The sequence below is a fragment of the Kaistella sp. CFF1-2 genome, assembly GCF_059509915.1.
Genome location: NZ_JCAKLF010000003.1, coordinates 199,735 through 219,406 on the forward strand (window position 1 = coordinate 199,735; position 19,672 = coordinate 219,406).

Annotated in this window: 19 protein-coding genes; 6 read left to right on the top strand and 13 right to left on the bottom strand. The window is 35.5% G+C overall.

Translation table 11 applies throughout. The features are described from left to right. The first annotated feature begins 149 nt into the window (after positions 1-149). Positions 150-881, top strand: a complete 732-nt coding sequence (locus AC5XHR_RS10175) for an SIMPL domain-containing protein (RefSeq protein ID WP_495950680.1) — start codon at positions 150-152, stop codon at positions 879-881. Here the strand turns inward: AC5XHR_RS10175 and AC5XHR_RS10180 are convergent. The 5 genes from AC5XHR_RS10180 to AC5XHR_RS10200 form a co-directional block, all read right to left on the bottom strand. Continuing rightward, positions 878-1,396 carry a GNAT family N-acetyltransferase gene (locus AC5XHR_RS10180; RefSeq protein ID WP_495950681.1) on the bottom strand — a complete coding sequence of 173 codons (519 nt, stop codon included), beginning with the start codon at positions 1,394-1,396 and terminating at the stop codon, positions 878-880. The genes AC5XHR_RS10175 and AC5XHR_RS10180 overlap by 4 nt on opposite strands. A 13-nt stretch (positions 1,397-1,409) precedes the next feature. Beyond that, positions 1,410-1,631, bottom strand: coding sequence for a PspC family transcriptional regulator (locus tag AC5XHR_RS10185; protein ID WP_495950682.1), 222 nt, complete (start codon positions 1,629-1,631; stop codon positions 1,410-1,412). 6 nt (positions 1,632-1,637) lie between these two features. After that, positions 1,638-2,900: a DUF2851 family protein gene (locus tag AC5XHR_RS10190; protein WP_495950683.1), complete on the bottom strand. Its 1,263-nt coding sequence runs from the start codon at positions 2,898-2,900 to the stop codon at positions 1,638-1,640. Continuing rightward, positions 2,893-4,053 carry an N-acetyl-alpha-D-glucosaminyl L-malate synthase BshA gene (bshA, locus tag AC5XHR_RS10195; protein ID WP_495950684.1) on the bottom strand — a complete coding sequence of 387 codons (1,161 nt, stop codon included), beginning with the start codon at positions 4,051-4,053 and terminating at the stop codon, positions 2,893-2,895. The genes AC5XHR_RS10190 and bshA overlap by 8 nt, the downstream gene beginning before the upstream one ends. Positions 4,054-4,115: 62 nt before the next feature. Next, positions 4,116-5,810, bottom strand: a complete 1,695-nt coding sequence (locus tag AC5XHR_RS10200; RefSeq protein WP_495950685.1) for a glycoside hydrolase family 3 protein — start codon at positions 5,808-5,810, stop codon at positions 4,116-4,118. A 135-nt stretch (positions 5,811-5,945) separates the two neighbouring features. Here AC5XHR_RS10200 and AC5XHR_RS10205 point away from each other — a divergent pair, with 135 nt between their 5' ends. Both AC5XHR_RS10205 and deoD read left to right on the top strand, forming a co-directional pair. Continuing rightward, a complete protein-coding gene (locus AC5XHR_RS10205) occupies positions 5,946-6,473 on the top strand; it encodes a hypothetical protein (protein ID WP_495950686.1) in 528 nt (175 codons plus the stop codon). Positions 6,474-6,582: 109 nt separating this feature from the next. Then, positions 6,583-7,290: a purine-nucleoside phosphorylase gene (gene deoD / locus AC5XHR_RS10210; RefSeq protein WP_495950687.1), complete on the top strand. Its 708-nt coding sequence runs from the start codon at positions 6,583-6,585 to the stop codon at positions 7,288-7,290. A gap of 57 nt (positions 7,291-7,347) precedes the next feature. Here the strand turns inward: deoD and ribA are convergent, their stop codons facing one another. From ribA to AC5XHR_RS10250, 8 genes are all read right to left on the bottom strand, one after another. Beyond that, positions 7,348-7,953, bottom strand: coding sequence for a GTP cyclohydrolase II (gene ribA, locus AC5XHR_RS10215; RefSeq protein WP_495950688.1), 606 nt, complete (start codon positions 7,951-7,953; stop codon positions 7,348-7,350). A gap of 16 nt (positions 7,954-7,969) precedes the next feature. Next, the gene (locus AC5XHR_RS10220) at positions 7,970-8,437 is read right to left on the bottom strand and encodes a hypothetical protein (RefSeq protein WP_495950689.1); all 468 of its coding nucleotides are present in this window, start codon (positions 8,435-8,437) and stop codon (positions 7,970-7,972) included. Between the two features lie 2 nt (positions 8,438-8,439). Then, positions 8,440-9,051, bottom strand: coding sequence for a DUF4254 domain-containing protein (locus tag AC5XHR_RS10225; RefSeq protein ID WP_495950690.1), 612 nt, complete (start codon positions 9,049-9,051; stop codon positions 8,440-8,442). A 3-nt stretch (positions 9,052-9,054) separates the two neighbouring features. Then, entirely contained in the window at positions 9,055-9,261 is a 207-nt protein-coding gene (locus AC5XHR_RS10230) for a twin-arginine translocase TatA/TatE family subunit (RefSeq protein WP_495950691.1), read from the bottom strand. A gap of 29 nt (positions 9,262-9,290) precedes the next feature. Then, positions 9,291-10,856, bottom strand: coding sequence for a murein hydrolase activator EnvC family protein (locus tag AC5XHR_RS10235; protein WP_495950692.1), 1,566 nt, complete (start codon positions 10,854-10,856; stop codon positions 9,291-9,293). After that, positions 10,853-11,650, bottom strand: a complete 798-nt coding sequence (gene lolB1 / locus AC5XHR_RS10240) for a lipoprotein insertase outer membrane protein LolB1 (protein ID WP_495950693.1) — start codon at positions 11,648-11,650, stop codon at positions 10,853-10,855. Before lolB1 ends, AC5XHR_RS10235 begins: the two co-directional genes overlap by 4 nt. A gap of 88 nt (positions 11,651-11,738) precedes the next feature. Further along, positions 11,739-12,755 (bottom strand): sugar phosphate nucleotidyltransferase, encoded by a 1,017-nt coding sequence (locus tag AC5XHR_RS10245; protein ID WP_495950694.1) that lies wholly within the window; start codon positions 12,753-12,755, stop codon positions 11,739-11,741. Positions 12,756-12,865: 110 nt separating this feature from the next. Then, entirely contained in the window at positions 12,866-14,284 is a 1,419-nt protein-coding gene (locus AC5XHR_RS10250) for a lipopolysaccharide biosynthesis protein (protein WP_495950695.1), read from the bottom strand. A gap of 113 nt (positions 14,285-14,397) precedes the next feature. Here AC5XHR_RS10250 and AC5XHR_RS10255 point away from each other — a divergent pair, with 113 nt between their 5' ends. From AC5XHR_RS10255 to AC5XHR_RS10265, 3 genes are read left to right on the top strand one after another with little or no spacing between them, the layout of a single operon-like run. After that, the gene (locus AC5XHR_RS10255) at positions 14,398-15,735 is read left to right on the top strand and encodes a dihydroorotase (protein ID WP_495950696.1); all 1,338 of its coding nucleotides are present in this window, start codon (positions 14,398-14,400) and stop codon (positions 15,733-15,735) included. After that, positions 15,735-16,370 (top strand): lysoplasmalogenase, encoded by a 636-nt coding sequence (locus AC5XHR_RS10260; protein WP_495950697.1) that lies wholly within the window; start codon positions 15,735-15,737, stop codon positions 16,368-16,370. Before AC5XHR_RS10255 ends, AC5XHR_RS10260 begins: the two co-directional genes overlap by 1 nt. Positions 16,371-16,426: 56 nt before the next feature. Next, complete coding sequence (locus AC5XHR_RS10265; protein ID WP_495950698.1) at positions 16,427-19,351, top strand: M16 family metallopeptidase; 2,925 nt, start codon at positions 16,427-16,429, stop codon at positions 19,349-19,351. The last annotated feature ends 321 nt before the right edge of the window (positions 19,352-19,672 follow it).

Genomic DNA, 19,672 nt, shown 5'->3' on the forward strand with positions numbered 1-19,672 from the left:
AATGATAATTCTACTTTATATCACGTAATTTACTGAATGTTAATTAATTGCTATTTAGTATTTTTGATATGTTAAAATTATCATAAAATTTGGTATGCGAATTGCATACATAATTTCGATGAAAATTATCGGAGATTCCGAAAACACAAATGAATAAAAATGTAATCATAGCGGCAATTGCTTCTCTAGGTTTCATAATTGGCCTGGCAGTTTTGGGTAGTGCTATAAAAAACAGGAACAAATCTGAAAATACCATTTCGGTTACCGGTCTTGGTACGAAAACGTTTACTTCAGATTTAATTACCTGGTCTGGGAATTTTTCCAGAAACAGCTATGAGCTCAAAGCTGCCTACGATGCGCTTGCAAATGATCGTAAAGTCATTGAGAATTACTTGATTTCTAAAGGAATCAAAAAAGAGGAGATGGTTTTTTCTGCAGTAGACATTCAAAAGCAATTTGATTACAGTACCGATCCTAACGGCGGTAGCCGCCAAACCTTTTCTGGGTATCAATTATCACAAACCGTTTCTTTAGAGAGCAAAGATGTTGTTCGATTGGAAAATCTTTCGCGTAATATTACCGAGATGATTAACCTTGGAATTGAATTTACATCTTCGCCACCAAGCTATTTTTACACAAAATTAGCTGATGTAAAGCAACAAATGATTGCTGATGCAACAAAAGATGCTAAAAATCGTGCTGAAAAGATTGCTGAGAATTCCGGAAGTAGCCTTGGAAATTTGAAAAATGCAACAATGGGTGTTATTCAAATTACAGCGCCAAATTCCAATGAAGAGTTTTCGTATGGTGGAACATTCAATACGGCATCTAAAGAAAAAGAAGCGCGTATTACAATTAAACTAGAATACGAAGTCGACTAAAATCGATACACAATATCGTATAATTCTTCTTTAATTAGATCGGTGTCTTCCACATTCCAAGAAGTCATTAAGTACAAATTCAATGAAGATTTTCCTGGTCCATAACTCGGCTGAACATAGTCTTTGTCCGAAACTACAAAACCATTTCGTTCATAAAAAGCAATTCTACGTTTTGCTAGTTCATCTTGGTCTTCTGGCTCGACTTCCAAAACAATTCTTGAATGTTCTTTGTTTAAATTTTGCATGACTTGGCTGCCCATATTTTGACCACGAAAATCTGGGAAAACCTCAAAATGTTCGATGTAAAGGAATTCACTAAGGTTCCAAACAACCAAATAACCAATATTTTCCCCTTCTAAACTAATTGTCTTTATGGACGCATTTGGATTTTTGAATAATGCTAAAAACTGCGCATCACTTCGTCTTTCATTTTCAGGAAAAGCGGTTAGGTACGAGTCGTAAATTTTCTTGACACGAAAATCATCCGCTGTAGGTATTGATAAAAATTCCATCATAAAAAATCGAGTATTAAAGGTCGAAAACGCTAGGCCTTCTTACAAAGAAAATGTCTTTTACCCAAAGCAAAAAGGCCATTCCCAAATAAAACAAAAAGAAAATTCCGGCTGTCGCAAAGGTTGAATAAATGAAGAAAACGCGAAGTTTGGATACCGGAATACCCAATTTGGTTCCCATTCTCGTAAGAACACCAAACCACTCTCGTTCTGCTTTATGACGGATGTTTTCTAACATAAAATATCAAGATTGCATGAGCTGAAATCCTATGCTGCAAGATAGACATTTTTTGTGGGAACAAAAAGCCTTATGTTGGTATAAAAGTGCTTGAGAGTCCAGTGCGGAAATAACAGGAATTTGGAGTTTTTTCCACGCTTTGATTAGGTTGTTTTCTTCGGGTTTTATTTGGCGATAGATTTCCAATAGTTGCTCTATTTTTTCCGCGTCTTGATTTCGAAAATAAAAATATTGAAAGGGTAGTATGGTGTTTAGCAAAAGGCGATCAATAAAAGCTGAACTAAGTGTTTTAGGATAGGCTTTTTCCGATGTTTTTCCTAAGGTGAAATGAGAATCCCAATACGTAGAAGCACGAATGGTTTTAAACGGGTTAACAAGTTCGGAATAGTTCGACGAATTAATTAGTTTTGAAAATAAATTCGGAATTTGATGATATTCTTGAGCCAGTTGTGACAAACGAATTGTTGGAAAATTGTCTGGTCTTAACTTTGAAAACTGAGGTTTGAATTCGTCTGGATGTAATTGAAATTTTGTTTTTAAATAGTCGTATTCGGTTTTCCAAATTCTGCTTTGCTCGTCGCTTGATTCGGTTAATAAACCCGCTTTTCCAAGAAATAATGCTTCTAATTGGACAGCCGAATTTCGTGTTTTCTGAATTACTTTAAACGGAATATTTTCTGCCCAATTTTTAAATTGAATGGCATTCACTTTCAGTCCAAAAGAGTAGGAGATGTGATGAAAAAACACTTCTTCCAAATCGTTTTTATGATTTTCTAAATCACTTTGAATTAGATTGGCTTTTTCATCTAGTTTTTGAATAACCAACTCTTCTGAAAACTGAAACGGAATATGATTTGGCTTCAATAGATCTTCACAAGGAATAAAAGATTGCGAATTTTCTACATTTTGATAGTGCTTAATCACGTCTTCTGAAATGTGATTTTTAAGAACTAATGTCGGAATATTTCTGGCGTATAATTCGTCCAAACGAACATCTTCTTCATAAACAACATGAAGGATGATATTGTCGAAATACTCATCTCTACTATGTTTATGAAGATTCCATTCCGAAGCTTTTACATGCAATTCGATCGGGCCGCAAAATGTGATGTCGCCCAGTTTTATTTTTGCATCAAGAAAATCGGGACCCGAATTTTTGTTCCAAAATCCATAATTCAAAACTTCAATACGATTTCCTTCTGTATCTTCAAAATTGGTATTTCGAAAAATCTTAAAATTCCATAGGTATTGTAGAAGTTTCTCAGTCACAGTTTTTTACATGAAGTTTCTTTTCGATAAAATCATCAATCGTTTTTCGATACATTTCTTCGTATTCTGGAAGAATGTTTTGCAAATCAAACTTTAGTGCTTGCTTTTTTGCATTTTCGCGCATCGTAGCCAAAAGATCTTCATTGCTTAGAATCTTAATCGCATAATTGCTCATAGCTTCTACATTTCCGACTTCGGCTAGAAAACCTGTTTCACCTTGAATGTTAACCTCAGGAATTCCACCCGCATTCGAACTTACTACAGGAGTAGATGCAGCCATCGCTTCCAAAGCTGCTAATCCAAAGCTCTCTTGCTCTGAAGGAAGTAGGAAAACGTCTGACAATTCTAGAATTCTGTACAAATCATTTACCTTTCCTAAAAGTCTGATTTTGTCTATCAATTCTGGGTTTTCTTCTAAAAATTGAGTGATTTTTTCCATTTCTGGACCTTCACCAATGATAATCAGTTTAGATTTTACTTTCGCATGAACGTTTTTGAAAATCTGCAATACATCTTCAATTCGTTTTACTGGACGAAGATTGGAAACGTGAATCAGAATTTTTTCGTCAGGATTTGCAAATTGACCTCGCTGACACGTTTTATTGTTGATGAATTCTTTGTTATCAATAAAGTTATTGATGACTTGAATGTCTTTTCTGATGTTGAAAATTTGAAGTGTATCTTTTTTCAAACTTTCGGAAACCGTTGTAATCGTATCCGATTGGTTGATGGAGAACTCAACGGCGTGTTTGTAGCTCGGATGTTGCCCAACTAACGTTATATCGGTTCCGTGAAGCGTTGTTACCAAGGGAATATCTTTCCCTTCACATTTCAACATTTGCTTGGCTGTAAAGGCTGCGTAAGCGTATGGAATTGCATAATGGGCATGCAAAAGATCGAGTTTGTATAAATTAACAACACGATAAATCATCGATGACAATGCAATATCGTAGGGTTGATATTGAAATAATGGATATGTTTGAACATTAACCTTATGGAAAAATATATTCGGGTTGGTAATGTCTAATCGCGCTGGTAAATTATTAGAAATAAAATGAACTTCATACCCTTTGTTGGCTAAAGACATTCCTAATTCCGTCGCTACAATACCACTTCCCCCGTATGTCGGATAACAAAGAATTCCGATTTTCATTGCTTTTTTCTTTATATAATTATGAGTCTAAATATACGGACAAATGAAATTTTTGTACGCGTTTATTTTGATTTTTTTTCTTGATCAATTCCCATTCCGTACGGAAGTTTATCGTTAATAACTACAGGTAAACGACCGTGAATCTTAGTTTCACCTAAAAGCGCTCTCGCGGTTGAAATCATCGAATCATCGTTGTTTTCATACGATACTAATACGGTAGAGACGGGATCAATATTGATGTCAGCCAAAGCATATGGACTTCCAAATACATTTAAAACAACTTGATTTTTCGAAGCAAGATCCGCAAGAACTTTTTTGCTTTCTGCTGAGATTTTATACGGTTTGTATGCCGTAGAATTGTCTTTATGGAATCCTACGATTACTTTAGAATTTGCTGGAATGCTTGCTGTTTCATTAGCTTTTTTAACAATAAGCGTTGTCGATAGATTCATTTCCTTAATGAAAGCTTCCGATGGTGCTTCTTCTAATGGAACGTAATAATACGTTGTTTTGCAATCCAAAGGCAGCATTTTTTGCGTATCCTTCAACAAAGTAATTGCATTAGCATACATTTTTTGATTCACCATTTTGTGTTCTGGCGAATTCAAATCTTCGTTAATGTTTTTAGGATCGCGATTTTCATATTTGTCTAAACCTAAATAGTATTTTGTCAAAAGAATTTTCTTCACACTTTCTTCCACTCGATTTTGGGAAATTTCACCCTTATCAATCGCTGCTTGGATACGTTTTTTTCCATTTGACACTTCTTGAGAGAAAAGCATAATGTCATTTCCTGCTTTAAAAGCCAATGCGTCCAATTCTCCTGGACTGTATTTATTGGCTACGGCTCCCATGTTCAAGGCATCTGTGATAATTAAACCTTTATAACCTAATTTATTTTTCAATAAATCGGTAATAACACTTTTCGAAACAGATGCGGGAATATTTTTTCCTTTTTCAATTGCAGGAACGTACAAATGCGCAACCATAATTCCACCAATTCCTTTGTTGATTAAGTATTTGAAGGGTGCTAATTCTACTTCTTCCAATCTCTTTTTATTGTGACTAACCACGGGAATATCGTAATGAGAATCAACATCTGTGTCGCCATGACCTGGGAAATGCTTGATCGCCGCCAGAATTTTATTGTTTTGCAAACCGTTAGAATAGGCTAGGGCAGATTGCGTCACATTATTCACATCCGAACCAAAACTTCGATTTCCGATAATTGGGTTTTTGGGATTGGTATTCACATCAACCACAGGTGCGAAATCCCAGTTGATTCCCATTCTTTTGCTGTCTTTTGCAATAAGCGCCGACATTTCGGTAATCAATGATTTATCTTGAATTGCACCTAACGTAATCGCCCATGGAAGTTTGTAAGCTGTATTAATACGCTGAAATAATCCCCATTCCGCATCCATTCCTACCAATAAAGGAACTTTTGATTTGGCTTGAAACTCATTAAGCAATTCAATTTCTCGCGCGGCATCATCTTGCATTAAGATTAAACCTCCGATTTTATCTTGAACAACAATGTTTCTGATGTTGTTAATGAAGTCTTCACCTTTGTTGGTGTATAAAGCAACGATGAATAATTGACCTAATTTTTCATCTTGTGAAAGATTTTTATAGGTAGTATTTACCCATTGTTCTGCCTTTTGTTGTTCTGCTTTTGAGTAATTTTGAGGGATATATTGCGCGTTTAAGTTGGCTAAACCTAGCATACAGCCGATAATTCCGATGAATACTTTCATTTTCCTGTTGAATAATGTATTTTAGCAAATGTACAAATTTAACACTTCATAATTTCTATAATCTAAAAAAGTGGTATATCATTTGGTAGTACAATTAAAAACAAACTTAGTATAAACAATTAAAACGAAAATAAAATGAAAAAGTATGTAAGTTTATTCCTTTTGGGTCTTTTCAGTTTGGTTCTTTGGAGCTGCTCTAACGATGATAACAACAACGGTGGAGATGGAGATACCTATTCTGTTGTATATGATATGACAGATTCTTTCGTCGTGAATTCCGACGGTAGTACAAAAACAATTGGTGGTACTTTTGGGAATCTAATCCCAACTACTGATGTTGTTTTGGTTTACAGACAACAAGGTGTTGATAATGGTAATCCAGTGTGGAGACAATTACCAATCACGTATTATTTGAACGAAGGTGAATTGGATTATACCTTTGATTTTACAAGAGCTGATGTTCAGATTTATGTTGATGGAACAATGGATTTCCGTACCCAAAACTCAAACTTTGTAGGTTCATATTTAAACAACCAAAAATTCAGAGTTGTTATTGTTCCAGCATCTGCAGGAGCTAAAAACGCAAAAGTAGATTACAGCGATTATAACAGTGTAATTAAACATTTTAACATTGATGATTCTCATCCAAAAGTGTTGAAATAAATATCTTAATAATAAAAAATCCCAATTTCTTAGGAAGTTGGGATTTTTTATTTCTGTAAAATGAAACCAAGATTTGTTTTGTAACTTTGTCTTTTAATAGGTTAAAATTATGAGTGTACACATCAGTGCAAAAAAAGGAGAAATAGCGAAAGTGGTTTTGCAACCAGGAGATCCATTGCGAGCTCAATATATTGCTGAGAATTATTTGGAAAACGCAAAATTAGTAAGCAAGACGAGAAATATTTTTTTCTATACAGGAACGTATAAAGGAAAAGAGATTACCGTTGGTGCAAGTGGAATGGGATGTCCAAGCATCGGGATTTATTCTTTTGAGTTATATACAGAATATGAAGTTGATACCATTATCAGAATCGGAACTTGCGGTGCGTACACAACAGATTTAAACTTATTTGATATTTTAAATGTTGAAAACTCGGCGAGTGAAAGTACCTATGCAAAATATGCGTGGGAAATTGAAGGTGATTTAATTTCGCATCAAGGAAATACGTTTGATTTAATTAATTCTACAGGTGCTGAAATGGGATTGGAAATTAAGCCAACCAACATTCATACAAGTGATATTTTTTACAGAAAAGATCCTAATATTCCAGAAGTAGCTCAGAAATATAATTGTTCTGCTGTGGAAATGGAAGCTTTTGCTTTGTTTGCGAATGCCAAGCATTTAGGGAAGAATGCTGCGACCATTTTAACCGTTTCGGATATTATTCCTACAGGTGATCAAATTTCTGCAGATCAGCGTGAAAAAGCGTTGAGAACGATGATGGAGCTTTCTTTAGAAACAGCTATTAAAATCTAAGTTGATTTGGATTGAATTTATACAAAAAGGTCAGGAATATTTTCCTGACCTTTTTTATTATTCTTGTGGTTTCTTTTCGTCATCCAAAAGATGCCCGAAATATTCTTTTTTCGTTTTCAAATAGCCTTCACTATTTTCGTTTGCTGCAATTTGAAGCGGAACCCGATGGTTTAATATAATACTGCTTTCTTCAACCGCTTTGATTTTTTCAGGATTGTTCGTTAAAAGATTAATTTCTTTTACGTCCAATTCTTTTAAAATGTCAATAGCAACACTGAAATCACGATCATCAGCAGGCAACCCTAGTTGAAGATTTGCTTCTACCGTGTCCAACCCTTTTTCTTGCAAAGCATAGGCTTTCAGCTTATTGATAATACCAATATTTCTTCCTTCCTGACGCAGATAAACGATGATTCCGCCATGTTCTTGCATGTACTTCATTGCGGTTTCCAATTGTTGTCCGCATTCGCATTTTTTCGAATGAAAAACCTCACCTGTTAAACATTCCGAATGAAAGCGAACATTAACAGGTTTTGAAAAATCTGTATTTTCAGCAACTAAAGCCACTTGCGGTGTCCAGTCGTTTTCGTTTTCGGAGAAAGCAATCATCTTAAAAGTCCCGTAATCCGTGGGAACATTAGATTCGGCTTGTCTTTTTACCATAAAATTAGAAAGGTAATTATTGTTGGATAGAAATAGATTCTGAGCTGTTGTTAATGCTCTCTAATTTGGCTATATTACTTTTAATACGTACCAAATAGCGATTGATAACATTGTCGTCATCCGAATTTAAGAAATTTCTAAGTTTCTGAATTTTCTTATAAGAACGTTCAACACGATCCAAGGCTTGCGCTTTTTCATCGATATTGTACACTTGAAGTGCATACACGTAATCCTTTATATATTTTTTCAAAACGGCAACTTCCTCATTTACAGCAGAATTTTTAAATTTTGGAAATGTAGACATTTGGTTTGTTAATTCGGATGAATAAAAAACCACATCGGATTTTTCCTTAAAATTTCGGTTTAGAGGTGTTGCTGAATTTAAAGAAGTAAGATTCCCACCCACCGGAGAAAACGTAATTTTCTCTGTTGAGCAGGAAGCTAGACTTGTTAGTATAATGATTAAATATATATAAGGTCTCATTATCATTTGTTCTTTTGATACAAAATCGGATTGAGGCTTTCGTCATTATACATTTTCATCTGTTTGTATAATTTCATTTTCACCGTACCGTTTTCTATATCTTGTAACAAATGATCAATTGAAGTTGTTAAATCTTGGTGTTGTTCTTCCAAAACATTTAGTTTTGTCTGACACTTCAATCGATGATCTTCAGAGGCACTTTCGCGATTTGCTTCTAATGCCATATGGTATATTTTTAATGCTAAAATTGATAACCTATCCACTGCCCAAGCAGGTGTTTCGGTATTGATTTTTGCATCATCATTTGGTTGTACATCTTTAAAATTTACGAAAAACCAATTGTCGATATATTCAACAAGATCGGTTCTTTTTTGGTTGGAAGCGTCTATCCTTCTTTTGATTTTCAGCGCCTCTTCAGGGGAGATATTTTCATCCCTGATTATGTCTTCCAAATGCCATTGAACGGTATCAATCCAATTTTTACCATACAAAAGCCATTCCAAACTATTTTTTTCGTAAGGGTTGTTTTCCGTAGCATCTACGTCATCATGAACATGATAGTCTTTAATAGATTGATTAAAGATTTCCCATGCTTTTACCGAAAAGTTGGTCATTTCTTAAGGATTTGTCGAGTTGGTGTTTGACGCGTTGTTTTCTGTAGGTTTTTTGTCTTCGTCTTTTACAGCGTCTTTAAATTCCTTAATTCCAGATCCCATTCCGCGCATAAGTTCTGGTATTTTTTTTCCTCCGAAAAGGACCAAAACGATTAATAGCACGATTAATATATGTTGCCACGATAAGGCAAGAATTGTTAATGTTTCCATTTTAAATTTTTTACAAAGATATTAAATTTTTAACGTGAAATCCAGTTTAAAGGATCCATTGGTGTTTGCCCTTGCCATACCTGGAAATCAAGGGTATTCGTTCCATCATAGTCTTCTGCAATAGTCCCAATTGTTGCTCCTGCAGCAATTTTTTGGCCCGGAGCGACACTTGTACTTTGAAGGTTAGAGTAGATGGTGAAATACGTTCCGTGGCGTACAATAACGGTTTTTGTTCCGTCCGAAGAAGGAGCAATTCGTGTAACTTCTCCAGGGAAAACACATTTTGCACGTGAACCTGGCGCTACAGAAATTTTAATTCCGATATTATCTTCCACAATATTTTTAAATACAGGATGCGGTTGTCTTCCGAAATAATGGGTGATGTTTCCACGATCTACTGGGAACCCAATTCGTCCTCTGTTTTCTGCAAAATTACTTCCTGAAGCGCTTCCGACACCAAAGTTGGTCATCGTTTTCGTTTCAGCTGCTTTTTTTGCATCTTCATTTTTCTTCGATAATTCTGCTTCCGCTTTTCTCGCTTCAGCCGCTTTTGCTTCTGCTATTCGGGAACGATCTGCTGCTTCTTTCGCTTCTTTATCAGCCGCTACTTTTTTCGCTTCTTCTTTAGCTGATGCATCTGCTTTTGCAGCCTCTTCGGAACGTTTACGAGCATCTTCAATTTTCTTACGCTCGATATCTGCCAAACGTTTTGCTTCGGCTTCGGCTTTTCTTTTTGCTTCTGCTAAAGCTTCCAATCGAGCTTTGTTTTCAGCATCAATACGAGCTTTTTCTTTTTCAGCAGCGATTTTTGCAATTCGAATTCGCTCTGCTTCAGCTTTTCGTTCCGCTTCGGCTTTTGCCGCAGCAATTTTTATTTCTTCTGCAATAATCGCTCGAATTTGACCTTCAAGTTTTTTTGATTCGGTTTGTTTTTGACGAATTTCAGCTGATAATTGCGCTTCATTTTTCTTGAATTCTTCCAATAAAACTTCTTTCTGCTTACGTTCCGCCGAAATTGTTAGAAGCTCTGTTTTTTGATTGGAAAGAAGTTTGTCTTTATCTTTTACCGCATTTTGTCTTTGGGCAACTGTTTCTTGAATTTGCTTTGCAACGCCCATAATTTCAGCAGCTTTGCGATCTTGATAATCGGAATAACTTTTTAGATACTGAACTCTGCGAATGGCTTCTCCTAAGTTTTTAGCCGAAAGAATAAAGGTCACTTTGTTTTGTGCCCCCTTGTTTTTGTAAGCTTTAACTAAAACTTCGGAATAATTTTTACGAAGAACCGCCAATTCTCTTTGTTGACGGTTGATTTCTAATTGTTTTAAATAGATATCGTCTTCAATTATTTTTTTCTCTTTTTGCGTGTTGGTATACACTTTTTCGCGAAGCCCAATCTTTTTATTCACTTCGTTTAGGTAAGCGATCGAGAGTTTTGCTTCGTTTTTAGTTTTCGCCAGATTTTGGTTGATTTCGGCAATTTGTTTTTTGATTGCAGCGTTTTGCTTCTGAAGGTCCTCTTTTTTTTGAGCTGTCTGCGCAGAGACGACCGTACAACATAAAATGCCGATGAAAAAACCTAACCTTTTTCTCATTTAATATCAGTTTTCGTGTAGTTTGACGGAACGGAATAAGGAGTATCCATCTTATTAAAGTCAAATTTCGTGTTTTCCATCAGAATTTGGCCGTTTTTTTCTCCTTTTATAATTATTTTAACATTTTTCGGAAAGCGCGTTGTTCCTTGAGAATCCCATCCGGAATATTCCACCGTCAGTGTATTTCCTTTACTTGACGTTTCATCGACTTCGATTTTTTTCAAATCAAAATTGGTATCGTAGTTCATCGCAACCGCATATGAAGTCGCTTTTCCATTCAAATCAATTCGTTGATCTTTTTTAGAAACTAAAGAAAAACCTTGGCTATTTGAATTGAATTCAAAATCCTTTTCATTCACAGGAATAAACGCACGTCCTGTCAATAAATTTTCCAACGATTTAAAATCGATGAAATTTACATTCAACATTTTATTTAAATACGTGAAATCCGATTCAATATAGGTTTTATTTAATTTTTCGTAGCCTTTAATTCCATTTGGAGTTGCAATTCCACGAGCCATATTAATTAAAACGGCAACGTTCATCCAAACTTTTTTGTCTTGCTCAATATAGGTTGTTGCATCCAAAGTCGGAATCGTTTTTCCCACTTGAACATTCACTCTAGAATTGATTTTTACCTGATCAAAACGGCTATTTTCTTGAATTTTTTTGAAGAAAGAATTCGCTGAAGTTCCGTTTGGCGCTTGATAATCTACGGGAGGTTTTGTGGCCTTTTGAGTGGTGCAAGCACCCATAATTGAGGCTAGTGCAAGTATGGCGATGATTTTTTTCATTGAATCTAATTTAAAAAAAGCGGTACAATATTAAAGCCAAACCACACAATACGGCTTGTGTGGTTTGAAATTTTATGAGGTCTTAACTTTATTTTGAAAGAAAATCTAAAACTGAATAATCTCCCAATGAAATCTCTCTCGCAACTCCGACATATTGGGCGTTGTTCCCAATCATCGAATTGCTAAGATTTCCATGATTAATCACAGTTTTCTCCTGAATTAACGAGTTTTCAATATTTGAATTTTCTACAACCGTTCCATTTCCTAAAGAAACGTGAGGTCCCACTTTTGAATTTGTAATTTTCACATTTTCACCAATATAACAAGGTGGAATGATCAAACTGTTTTCAATCGTCGCACTTGATGGGAATTTGGACATTTCTTCGGTTTCGTATGCCAGAATTTTTGCGTTGGTTTCAACTGTTGCGTTTTTGTTTCCGCAATCCATCCAATCATCAACTTTTCCTAAAGAGAATTTTGCTCCCTTAGAACGAAGATTTTCTAAAGCGGTTGTTAACTGATATTCGCCGCTAACCATAATGTTCTTTGACATAATATAGTTGATTTCGTCCATCAATTTTTCCGCAGATTGGAAATAGTAAATTCCAATAATCGCCAAATCAGAAACGAATGTTTGAGGTTTTTCTACAAAGTCTGTAATGAAACCATAGTCGTCTAATTTTACCACGCCAAAAGCTGAAGGATCTTCTACTTTTTTCACCCAAATAACACCGTCGGAGTTTTTGTCCAATACGAAATCGGCTCTAAAAAGCGTGTCTGCAAAAGCAATAACAACATCGCCTTGCATAGATTGTTCAGCACATTTAATCGCGTGCGCTGTTCCAAGAGGTTCGTCTTGCGTATAAATACTTCCTTTTGCACCTAAGCTTTTTGCAATTTTAAGAAGAGACGCTTCTACTTCAGGACCGAAATCCCCTATGATAAATGCGATTTCATCGATGGTTTCACCAGCAACTTTTGCAATATCTTCTACCAAACGCTGAACAATTGGTTTCCCAGCGATAGGAATTAACGGTTTCGGAACGGTAAGGGTATGTGGTCTCAATCTGGATCCGCGTCCAGCCATAGGAACTATGATTTTCATGTAAATGTGTATTGATTAATGTGTTAAAAATATGATGTTTTTATTAAAAAACAATTTAAATTTTTAATTAATATTTTGTTTTGAGGACTGCAAATGTAAGGAATATTCGTTTACTTTTTTACGATCGAAAGAAGTAGCTTTTTCTCACTATAGGCAATCATTCCTGCAAAGATTAGGAAAAGGATATTTCCGATCCATACGTTAGAATTGAATACCCAATACGATACAAAACTGAAAACAATTAGTACAAAAATGTAGAAAGAGATTTTTTTTGTTTTGTAAGGGATCGGATAGTATTTCTGACCAAGGAAATAGGATAAAATCATCATGAATCCGTATGCGGCAAGCGTGGTCCATGCCGAAACCATTAAACCGTATTTCGGAAGTAAAACGAGATTTAGAACAATGGTGATGATAGCGCCAGTCCATGAAATATACGTGCCGACACGTGTTCTGTCAGTAACTTTATACCACGTAGAAAGGTTGTAGTAAATCCCAAAGAAAAGATTTGCGATGACGATAACTGGGACAATGTCAATGGCAACCCAAAAGGATTTGTCTGGAACAAAAACGGTTTTTAGCCAAGATACATTAGCGATAATACCTAATGCTGCAATAGAAGCAAAAAGACTGAAAAACTCCGTGACTTCGGCGTAGCTTTGTTTTGCGTTTTCATCATGCATTTTTTTGAAGAAAAATGGTTCAACTCCCATTCTATAAGCAGTTACAAATAACGTCATTAAAGCGGCAAGTTTGTAGCATCCTCCATAAGCGCCAGCATCATTTGCGCTAATCAATCCTTTTTGAACAAGTTTGTCAAAGTTTTCATTCACCATAAAGGCAAGTCCAGCAAACATAATAGGATAGGAATAACCCAACATTTTTTTGAATAATTCGCCCGAAAATTGGAATTTCACTTTCATGAAAATTGGAATCAACAAGAGGACACCAACTAAACTTCCGATGACATTACTCACAAATGTGTAGGAAACTTCGGTTTCCATTCCGAATTTTAAGGAAGTTGATTTCGGGACAAATAAGAATAATGATAAAACTACGAGCGTTTGAACTAGAATTTGCGTGATGCGAATCGCACTATATTTTATGGGTTTGTTATGGAATCTCAGCCAAGCCAATGGAATAACAATAATGGCGTCAAAAAAAGCGATCCAAGCAAACCATTTTACGTATTCGGGAAATTCTCCGTAACCAATTGCGTTAGAAATAGGCTGTAAGAATAGTAAAACGCTAACTAGGAAAATTGTTGCTAGACCTGTTAAAAACCAAAACGAAGTATAAAATGCGTTGTCTCGATTTTTCTCTTCGGCCGAATATCTGAAGAAAGAAGTTTCAAAACCAAAAGAAAGAACGATGTTTACAAAAGAAACCCAAGCATAAAGATTGGTGAATTTTGCAAACTCTTCCGTATTGATAAAATAGATGAAAAAAGGGTTCAAAATGAACGTAATTACTCTGGGAAGAATAGATCCCATTCCATAAATGATGGTTTCGTTGAGTAGTTTTTTCAAGTTTTCTAAATTTTTAGCAAATGTAGAAGATTCTAGCCGAATGCAAAATTTTGAACTGTTTTTCCAACTTGAATTATGTAAATTTACCAAGAAATAAATTCTAAAATCAAGCAATGAAGATTCTCATTAAAAATGCAAAAGTGGTTAATGAAGGAACAATTCAGACTTTGGATGTTCTTTTGGAAGATACATTAATTCGAAAAATTTACGATTCGATTTCCGATACGGAGGCGGATGAAGTTATTGATGCTTCGGGGAAATATCTACTTCCTGGCGTTATTGATGATCAGGTGCATTTTCGTGAGCCGGGGCTTACTCACAAAGGTGATATTGCTTCGGAAAGTCGTGCCGCAATTGTTGGCGGGACGACTTCATTTATTGAGCAACCCAATACGGTTCCGAACGCGGTAACGCAAGAATTACTAGCGGATAAATATGAAATCGCTGCCGAAAAGGCTTTTGCGAATTACGGTTTTATGATGGGCGGAACCAACGATAATTTGGAAGAAGTTCTCAAAACCAATCCGCGAAATGTTCCCGGAATCAAATTATTTTTAGGATCGTCAACAGGAAATATGTTGGTGGATAATCCAGAAACATTGGAGAATATTTTTAGCAATACCAAAATGCTTATTTGCGTTCATTGCGAAGACGAAGCCACAATTCGAGCTAATACCGAAAAATATAAAGCGGAATATGGTGATGATATTCCAGTAAAGTTCCATCATTTGATTCGTAGTGAGGAAGCGTGTTATAAAAGTTCGTCGAAAGCTGTGGAATTGGCTCAAAAAACCGGGGCAAGGTTGCATATTTTCCACCTTTCAACGGCGAAGGAAACAGAGTTGTTTCGAAATGATATTCCGTTAAAAGATAAAAAAATTACGGCTGAGGTTTGTGTTCATCATTTGTCCTTCACTAATGAAGATTACGAAACGAAAGGTTCATTAATCAAATGGAATCCTGCGGTGAAAACGCAGAACGATAAAGATGGTTTGTGGGAAGCACTTTTGGATGGACGAATTGACGTTGTGGCAACAGATCACGCACCGCACACATGGGAGGAAAAACAAAATGTATACACAAGTTGCCCTTCTGGTGCGCCTTTGGTGCAGCATTCTTTGGTGGCGATGTTAGAAAATTATCATAATGGTAAAATTTCTCTAGAGAAAATTGTTGAAAAAATGGCACACAATCCTGCGATTTTGTTCCGAATTGAAAACCGTGGATTTATTCGTGAAGGGTATAAAGCCGATTTAGTTCTTGTTGATTTAGAATCCGATTGGACGGTAGAAAAAGACAATATCCTTTACAAATGCGGTTGGAGTCCGATGGAAGGTTTTAATTTTCATTCGAAGGTTGAAAAAACTTTTGTTAATGGAAAATTGGTATATGATAATGGTGTTTTTTCTGAGGAGAAAGCGGCGGAACGTTTATTATTTATTGTTGACTAATGTTTCGTAATTTTTTCTTCGTCCTTTTAGGGCTTGCTTTTATTGGGGATTTGTATTTGATTTTTATTGGAAACCAAGAAAATCGACTTTTTACAAAATCTTTATTGATGCCTCTTTTGTTTTTCGGCTACTTTTTAGAGTCGAAAAAGCAAAATTTTAAAATCAACAAAATCTTCGGCTTGGGATTGGTTTTAAGCTTTTCGGGAGATTTTTTTCTTTTATATAATTGGGGCTTTCTGGTAGGTTTAGGAAGTTTTCTTTTGGCTCATATTTGCTATATTCTTGTTTTCTGGAATTTGAAAATTTCCAATTTTGGGAACAAATTTTTAATTCCAATTTTAGCTTATCTTGTTACTTTTATTTGGTATTTGTATCCGCATTTAGGGGAAATGAAAATACCTGTAATTTTATATGCGATAACGATTTCAACGATGTTGTATTCGGCTTTAAATACCCATCGTAAATTATTGATTTTCGGAGCGTTATTTTTTGTAATTTCCGATTCGATTCTCGCTTATAATTTATTTATTGAAAAGAGTTTGCAATCAAACTTATTGGTCATGATTACCTATGTTTTTGCGCAAGTTCTTTTAGTTGCAGGAATGATTAATTTTGGAATTAAAAATAAAAAATAGCATAAAGTGAAACTTTTTTTCATTTTTTGCGTCTAATACACAAAATCGAAAATAATATGATTAGAAGAATTTCTACTGCCTTTTTAGTTGCAGCTTTAGCTTTTAACGCATACGGCCAGTCTTATGAGTGGAAGGAAGCGAAAAGCGGTGGTTATACGTACAAATATGTTACGAACGACCCAACAGGAGCTCGTTTTTACACATTGAAAAACGGCTTGACAGTAATTTTAAGTCCAACCCCGAAAGATCCAAGAATTCAAGCTTATGTTGCTGTGAAAGCAGGAAGTAAGACGGATCCGGCTACCAATACAGGTTTAGCGCATTATTTAGAGCACATGTTGTTCAAAGGAACAGATAAATATGGTTCTTTAGATTGGAACAAAGAAAAGCCTGAATTGGATAAAATTGATGCTTTATACGAGCAATACAATAAATCAAAAGACGAAAACCAAAGAAAAGCAATTTATAAGAAAATTGACTCTGTTTCAGGTGTTGCTTCAAAATTTGCGATTGCAAATGAGTATGACAAAATGATGTCAGCAATGGGTGCGCAAAATACGAATGCATGGACGTCTTTTGAAGAAACGGTTTATACAGACGATGTTCCTTCAAGTTCTATTGATAAATATTTGGCGATTCAAGCGGAGCGTTTCAGAAATCCAATTCTACGTATTTTCCACACGGAGCTAGAAGCGGTTTACGAAGAGAAAAACAGAAGTTTGGATAGTGACGGTTCTAAAATTTTTGAATCGTTGTTTGCTAATTTATTCTTGAATCACAACTACGGGAAACAAACAACGATCGGAACGATTGAACACTTGAAAAACCCTTCTTTGGTGGAGATTCGTAAATATTTCAACAATTACTACGTTCCTAATAATATGGGCGTTGTGATGTCGGGTGATTTCGATCCGGATAAAGTAATTGCGAAAATCGACAAAGACTTCTCATACATGAAATCGAAGCCGGTTTCTAAATACACATTCCAGGCAGAAACTCCTTTAACGAAACCTGTAGTTAAAGAAATTGTTGGTCCCGATGCGGAAAGTTTAACCATGGGATATAGACTTCCGGGTAACAAGGCGAAAGACGCTTTAATGGCGGATTTAGTTGGTTCTATTTTAACAAATGGAAAGGCAGGTTTACTTGACCTTAACTTGGTTAAAAAACAAAAATTACTTAGAGCTGGAGCATTTACCTTTACGTTAATTGATCACGGAGTTCTTTATTTATCGGCTTCGCCAACGAATGGTCAGTCTTTAGAAGAAGTTCAGTCTTTGGTTTTAAATGAAATCGAAAACTTGAAAAAAGGAAACTTCGATGATGATTTAATTCCATCTATTGTAAATAACATCAAGAAAGAAAAAATCCAAGGAACGGAATCGTATGGTTCTCGTGCATCGCAATTGGTTGGCGCTTTCACATCGGAATTGGATTGGAAAACTCAAGTCGCTTACGTAAATGATTTATCAAAAATCACCAAAGCAGATATCGTTGCTTTCGCAAACAAATACTTTGGAAACAACTACGTAGCTATTCTTAAAAGAAAAGGAGAAAACAAAGATTCTCAAAAAATTGAGAAACCAGCAATCACACCTGTTGAAACCAATGCAGATAAGCAATCTGCTTTCGTGAAAATGGTAGATGATATGCCAAGTACGCCTTCGCAGCCTATTTTCTTGGATTATAATAAAGACATCCAGAAATCGAAATTAGGAAATGCGGAAGTTCTTTATGTTGAAAATAAGGACAACGATTTGTATCGATTGAGATACCGTTATAAAATCGGTTCTTTAAACGATCTTAAAATCCCTTTGGCGGCGCAGTATATTCAGTTCTTAGGGACAGATAAAAAATCTGCGGAAGATATTTCTAAAGAATTCTATAAAATTGCGTCAAGTTTCAGTATTGGGACGGGAGAGGAGTACACTACGGTAACAATTGAAGGTCTTCAGGAAAATTTTGACAAAGCAGTAAAATTATATGAAGATCTAATCTTAAACGTTAAGCCAGACGATGCAGCATTGAAAGCATATAAAGCAAGATTGACGAAGTCAAGAAAAGATGCGAAAGCGAATAAAGGAGCGATCTTGGGAGGTTTAACAAGTTATGCACTTTACGGCCCGAACAACAAGTTCAACTATACACTTAAAGATGCAGAGCTAGAGGCAATAACATCTAAAGAGTTAGTTGATAAAGTGAAGAACCTTAACAATTACGCACAAACGGTAATTTATTACGGTCCAGCAAAATTGAATGAGGTTACGGCTATGTTGAAACCATTACATGCGATTCCTGGTCAATTTGCAACGCCATCTCCAGCAAAAGTATTTACGCAAACGCAGCAAACGAAAAACCAAGTTCTTTTCACAGATTACGATATGGTTCAGGCAGAGACAAGATGGTTGCGTAACACCAATCAGTATGATTCTAAAGAAACACCGATGGTTAATGTATTCAACAACTATTTCGGTGGTGGAATGGGATCTATCGTTTTCCAAACGATTCGTGAAAGTAAGGCTTTGGCGTATAGCACGTACGGATTTTACGTTCAGCCAACGAAGAAAGACGATCGTTATTACATGATGGGATATGTTGGTAGCCAAGCGGATAAATTCAACGATGCAATTACAGCGATGAATCAGTTGTTAACAACGATGCCGGAATTGACTAAAAACTTGACTTTAGCTAAAAATCAAGTGAAAAAAGATATCCAAACGGAGCGTATTACTCAAGATGGAATTATCTACAATTATTTGGCAGCGCAACAATTAGGTTTGAAAGACGATATCAGAAAGTCAATCTATCAAACTGTTGATTCGGTAACAATGGACGAGTTGAAAGGTTTCCATAGTAAATATTTCTCAGGAAAACCATATACCTACGCTATTGTAGCTTCTGAGAAGAAATTGCCAATGGCTGATATGCAAAAATTGGGTGAAGTGAAGAAAATTACTCTTGAAGAGTTATTCGGATACTAATCGTAAATTTATACCAATGGAATCGGTCTCAAATTTGGGACTGATTTTTTTTTGCTCTATCAAAATAATCAGTTGACTGACAATTGATTGATGTTTACGAAAATTGAAGATTAGTAACTTAACATGATATAACTCATGTTTATTTTTCACTATAAATTGAAATTATGCAAAAAGTATTCATAATTTCGCGTGGCATGAGTAGGGAATGGGATTTTAACGATTGATTCAGATTTTATGCATCTTTAATTTTTAGCCTAATTCTTTGTATGTATTTTTAGATATCCAGGTACAATTTTTTGTTTTGGATATCGTCTGTTTTTG

Coding starts and splice junctions, on each gene's coding strand:
- AC5XHR_RS10175 (WP_495950680.1), top strand. CDS start 150: ATGAATAAAAATGTAATCATAGCGGCAATTGCTTCTCTAGGTTTCATA.
- AC5XHR_RS10180 (WP_495950681.1), bottom strand. CDS start 1,396: ATGATGGAATTTTTATCAATACCTACAGCGGATGATTTTCGTGTCAAG.
- AC5XHR_RS10185 (WP_495950682.1), bottom strand. CDS start 1,631: ATGTTAGAAAACATCCGTCATAAAGCAGAACGAGAGTGGTTTGGTGTT.
- bshA (WP_495950684.1), bottom strand. CDS start 4,053: ATGAAAATCGGAATTCTTTGTTATCCGACATACGGGGGAAGTGGTATT.
- AC5XHR_RS10200 (WP_495950685.1), bottom strand. CDS start 5,810: ATGAAAGTATTCATCGGAATTATCGGCTGTATGCTAGGTTTAGCCAAC.
- AC5XHR_RS10205 (WP_495950686.1), top strand. CDS start 5,946: ATGAAAAAGTATGTAAGTTTATTCCTTTTGGGTCTTTTCAGTTTGGTT.
- deoD (WP_495950687.1), top strand. CDS start 6,583: ATGAGTGTACACATCAGTGCAAAAAAAGGAGAAATAGCGAAAGTGGTT.
- ribA (WP_495950688.1), bottom strand. CDS start 7,953: ATGGTAAAAAGACAAGCCGAATCTAATGTTCCCACGGATTACGGGACT.
- AC5XHR_RS10220 (WP_495950689.1), bottom strand. CDS start 8,437: ATGAGACCTTATATATATTTAATCATTATACTAACAAGTCTAGCTTCC.
- AC5XHR_RS10225 (WP_495950690.1), bottom strand. CDS start 9,051: ATGACCAACTTTTCGGTAAAAGCATGGGAAATCTTTAATCAATCTATT.
- AC5XHR_RS10230 (WP_495950691.1), bottom strand. CDS start 9,261: ATGGAAACATTAACAATTCTTGCCTTATCGTGGCAACATATATTAATC.
- AC5XHR_RS10235 (WP_495950692.1), bottom strand. CDS start 10,856: ATGAGAAAAAGGTTAGGTTTTTTCATCGGCATTTTATGTTGTACGGTC.
- lolB1 (WP_495950693.1), bottom strand. CDS start 11,650: ATGAAAAAAATCATCGCCATACTTGCACTAGCCTCAATTATGGGTGCT.
- AC5XHR_RS10245 (WP_495950694.1), bottom strand. CDS start 12,755: ATGAAAATCATAGTTCCTATGGCTGGACGCGGATCCAGATTGAGACCA.
- AC5XHR_RS10255 (WP_495950696.1), top strand. CDS start 14,398: ATGAAGATTCTCATTAAAAATGCAAAAGTGGTTAATGAAGGAACAATT.
- AC5XHR_RS10260 (WP_495950697.1), top strand. CDS start 15,735: ATGTTTCGTAATTTTTTCTTCGTCCTTTTAGGGCTTGCTTTTATTGGG.
- AC5XHR_RS10265 (WP_495950698.1), top strand. CDS start 16,427: ATGATTAGAAGAATTTCTACTGCCTTTTTAGTTGCAGCTTTAGCTTTT.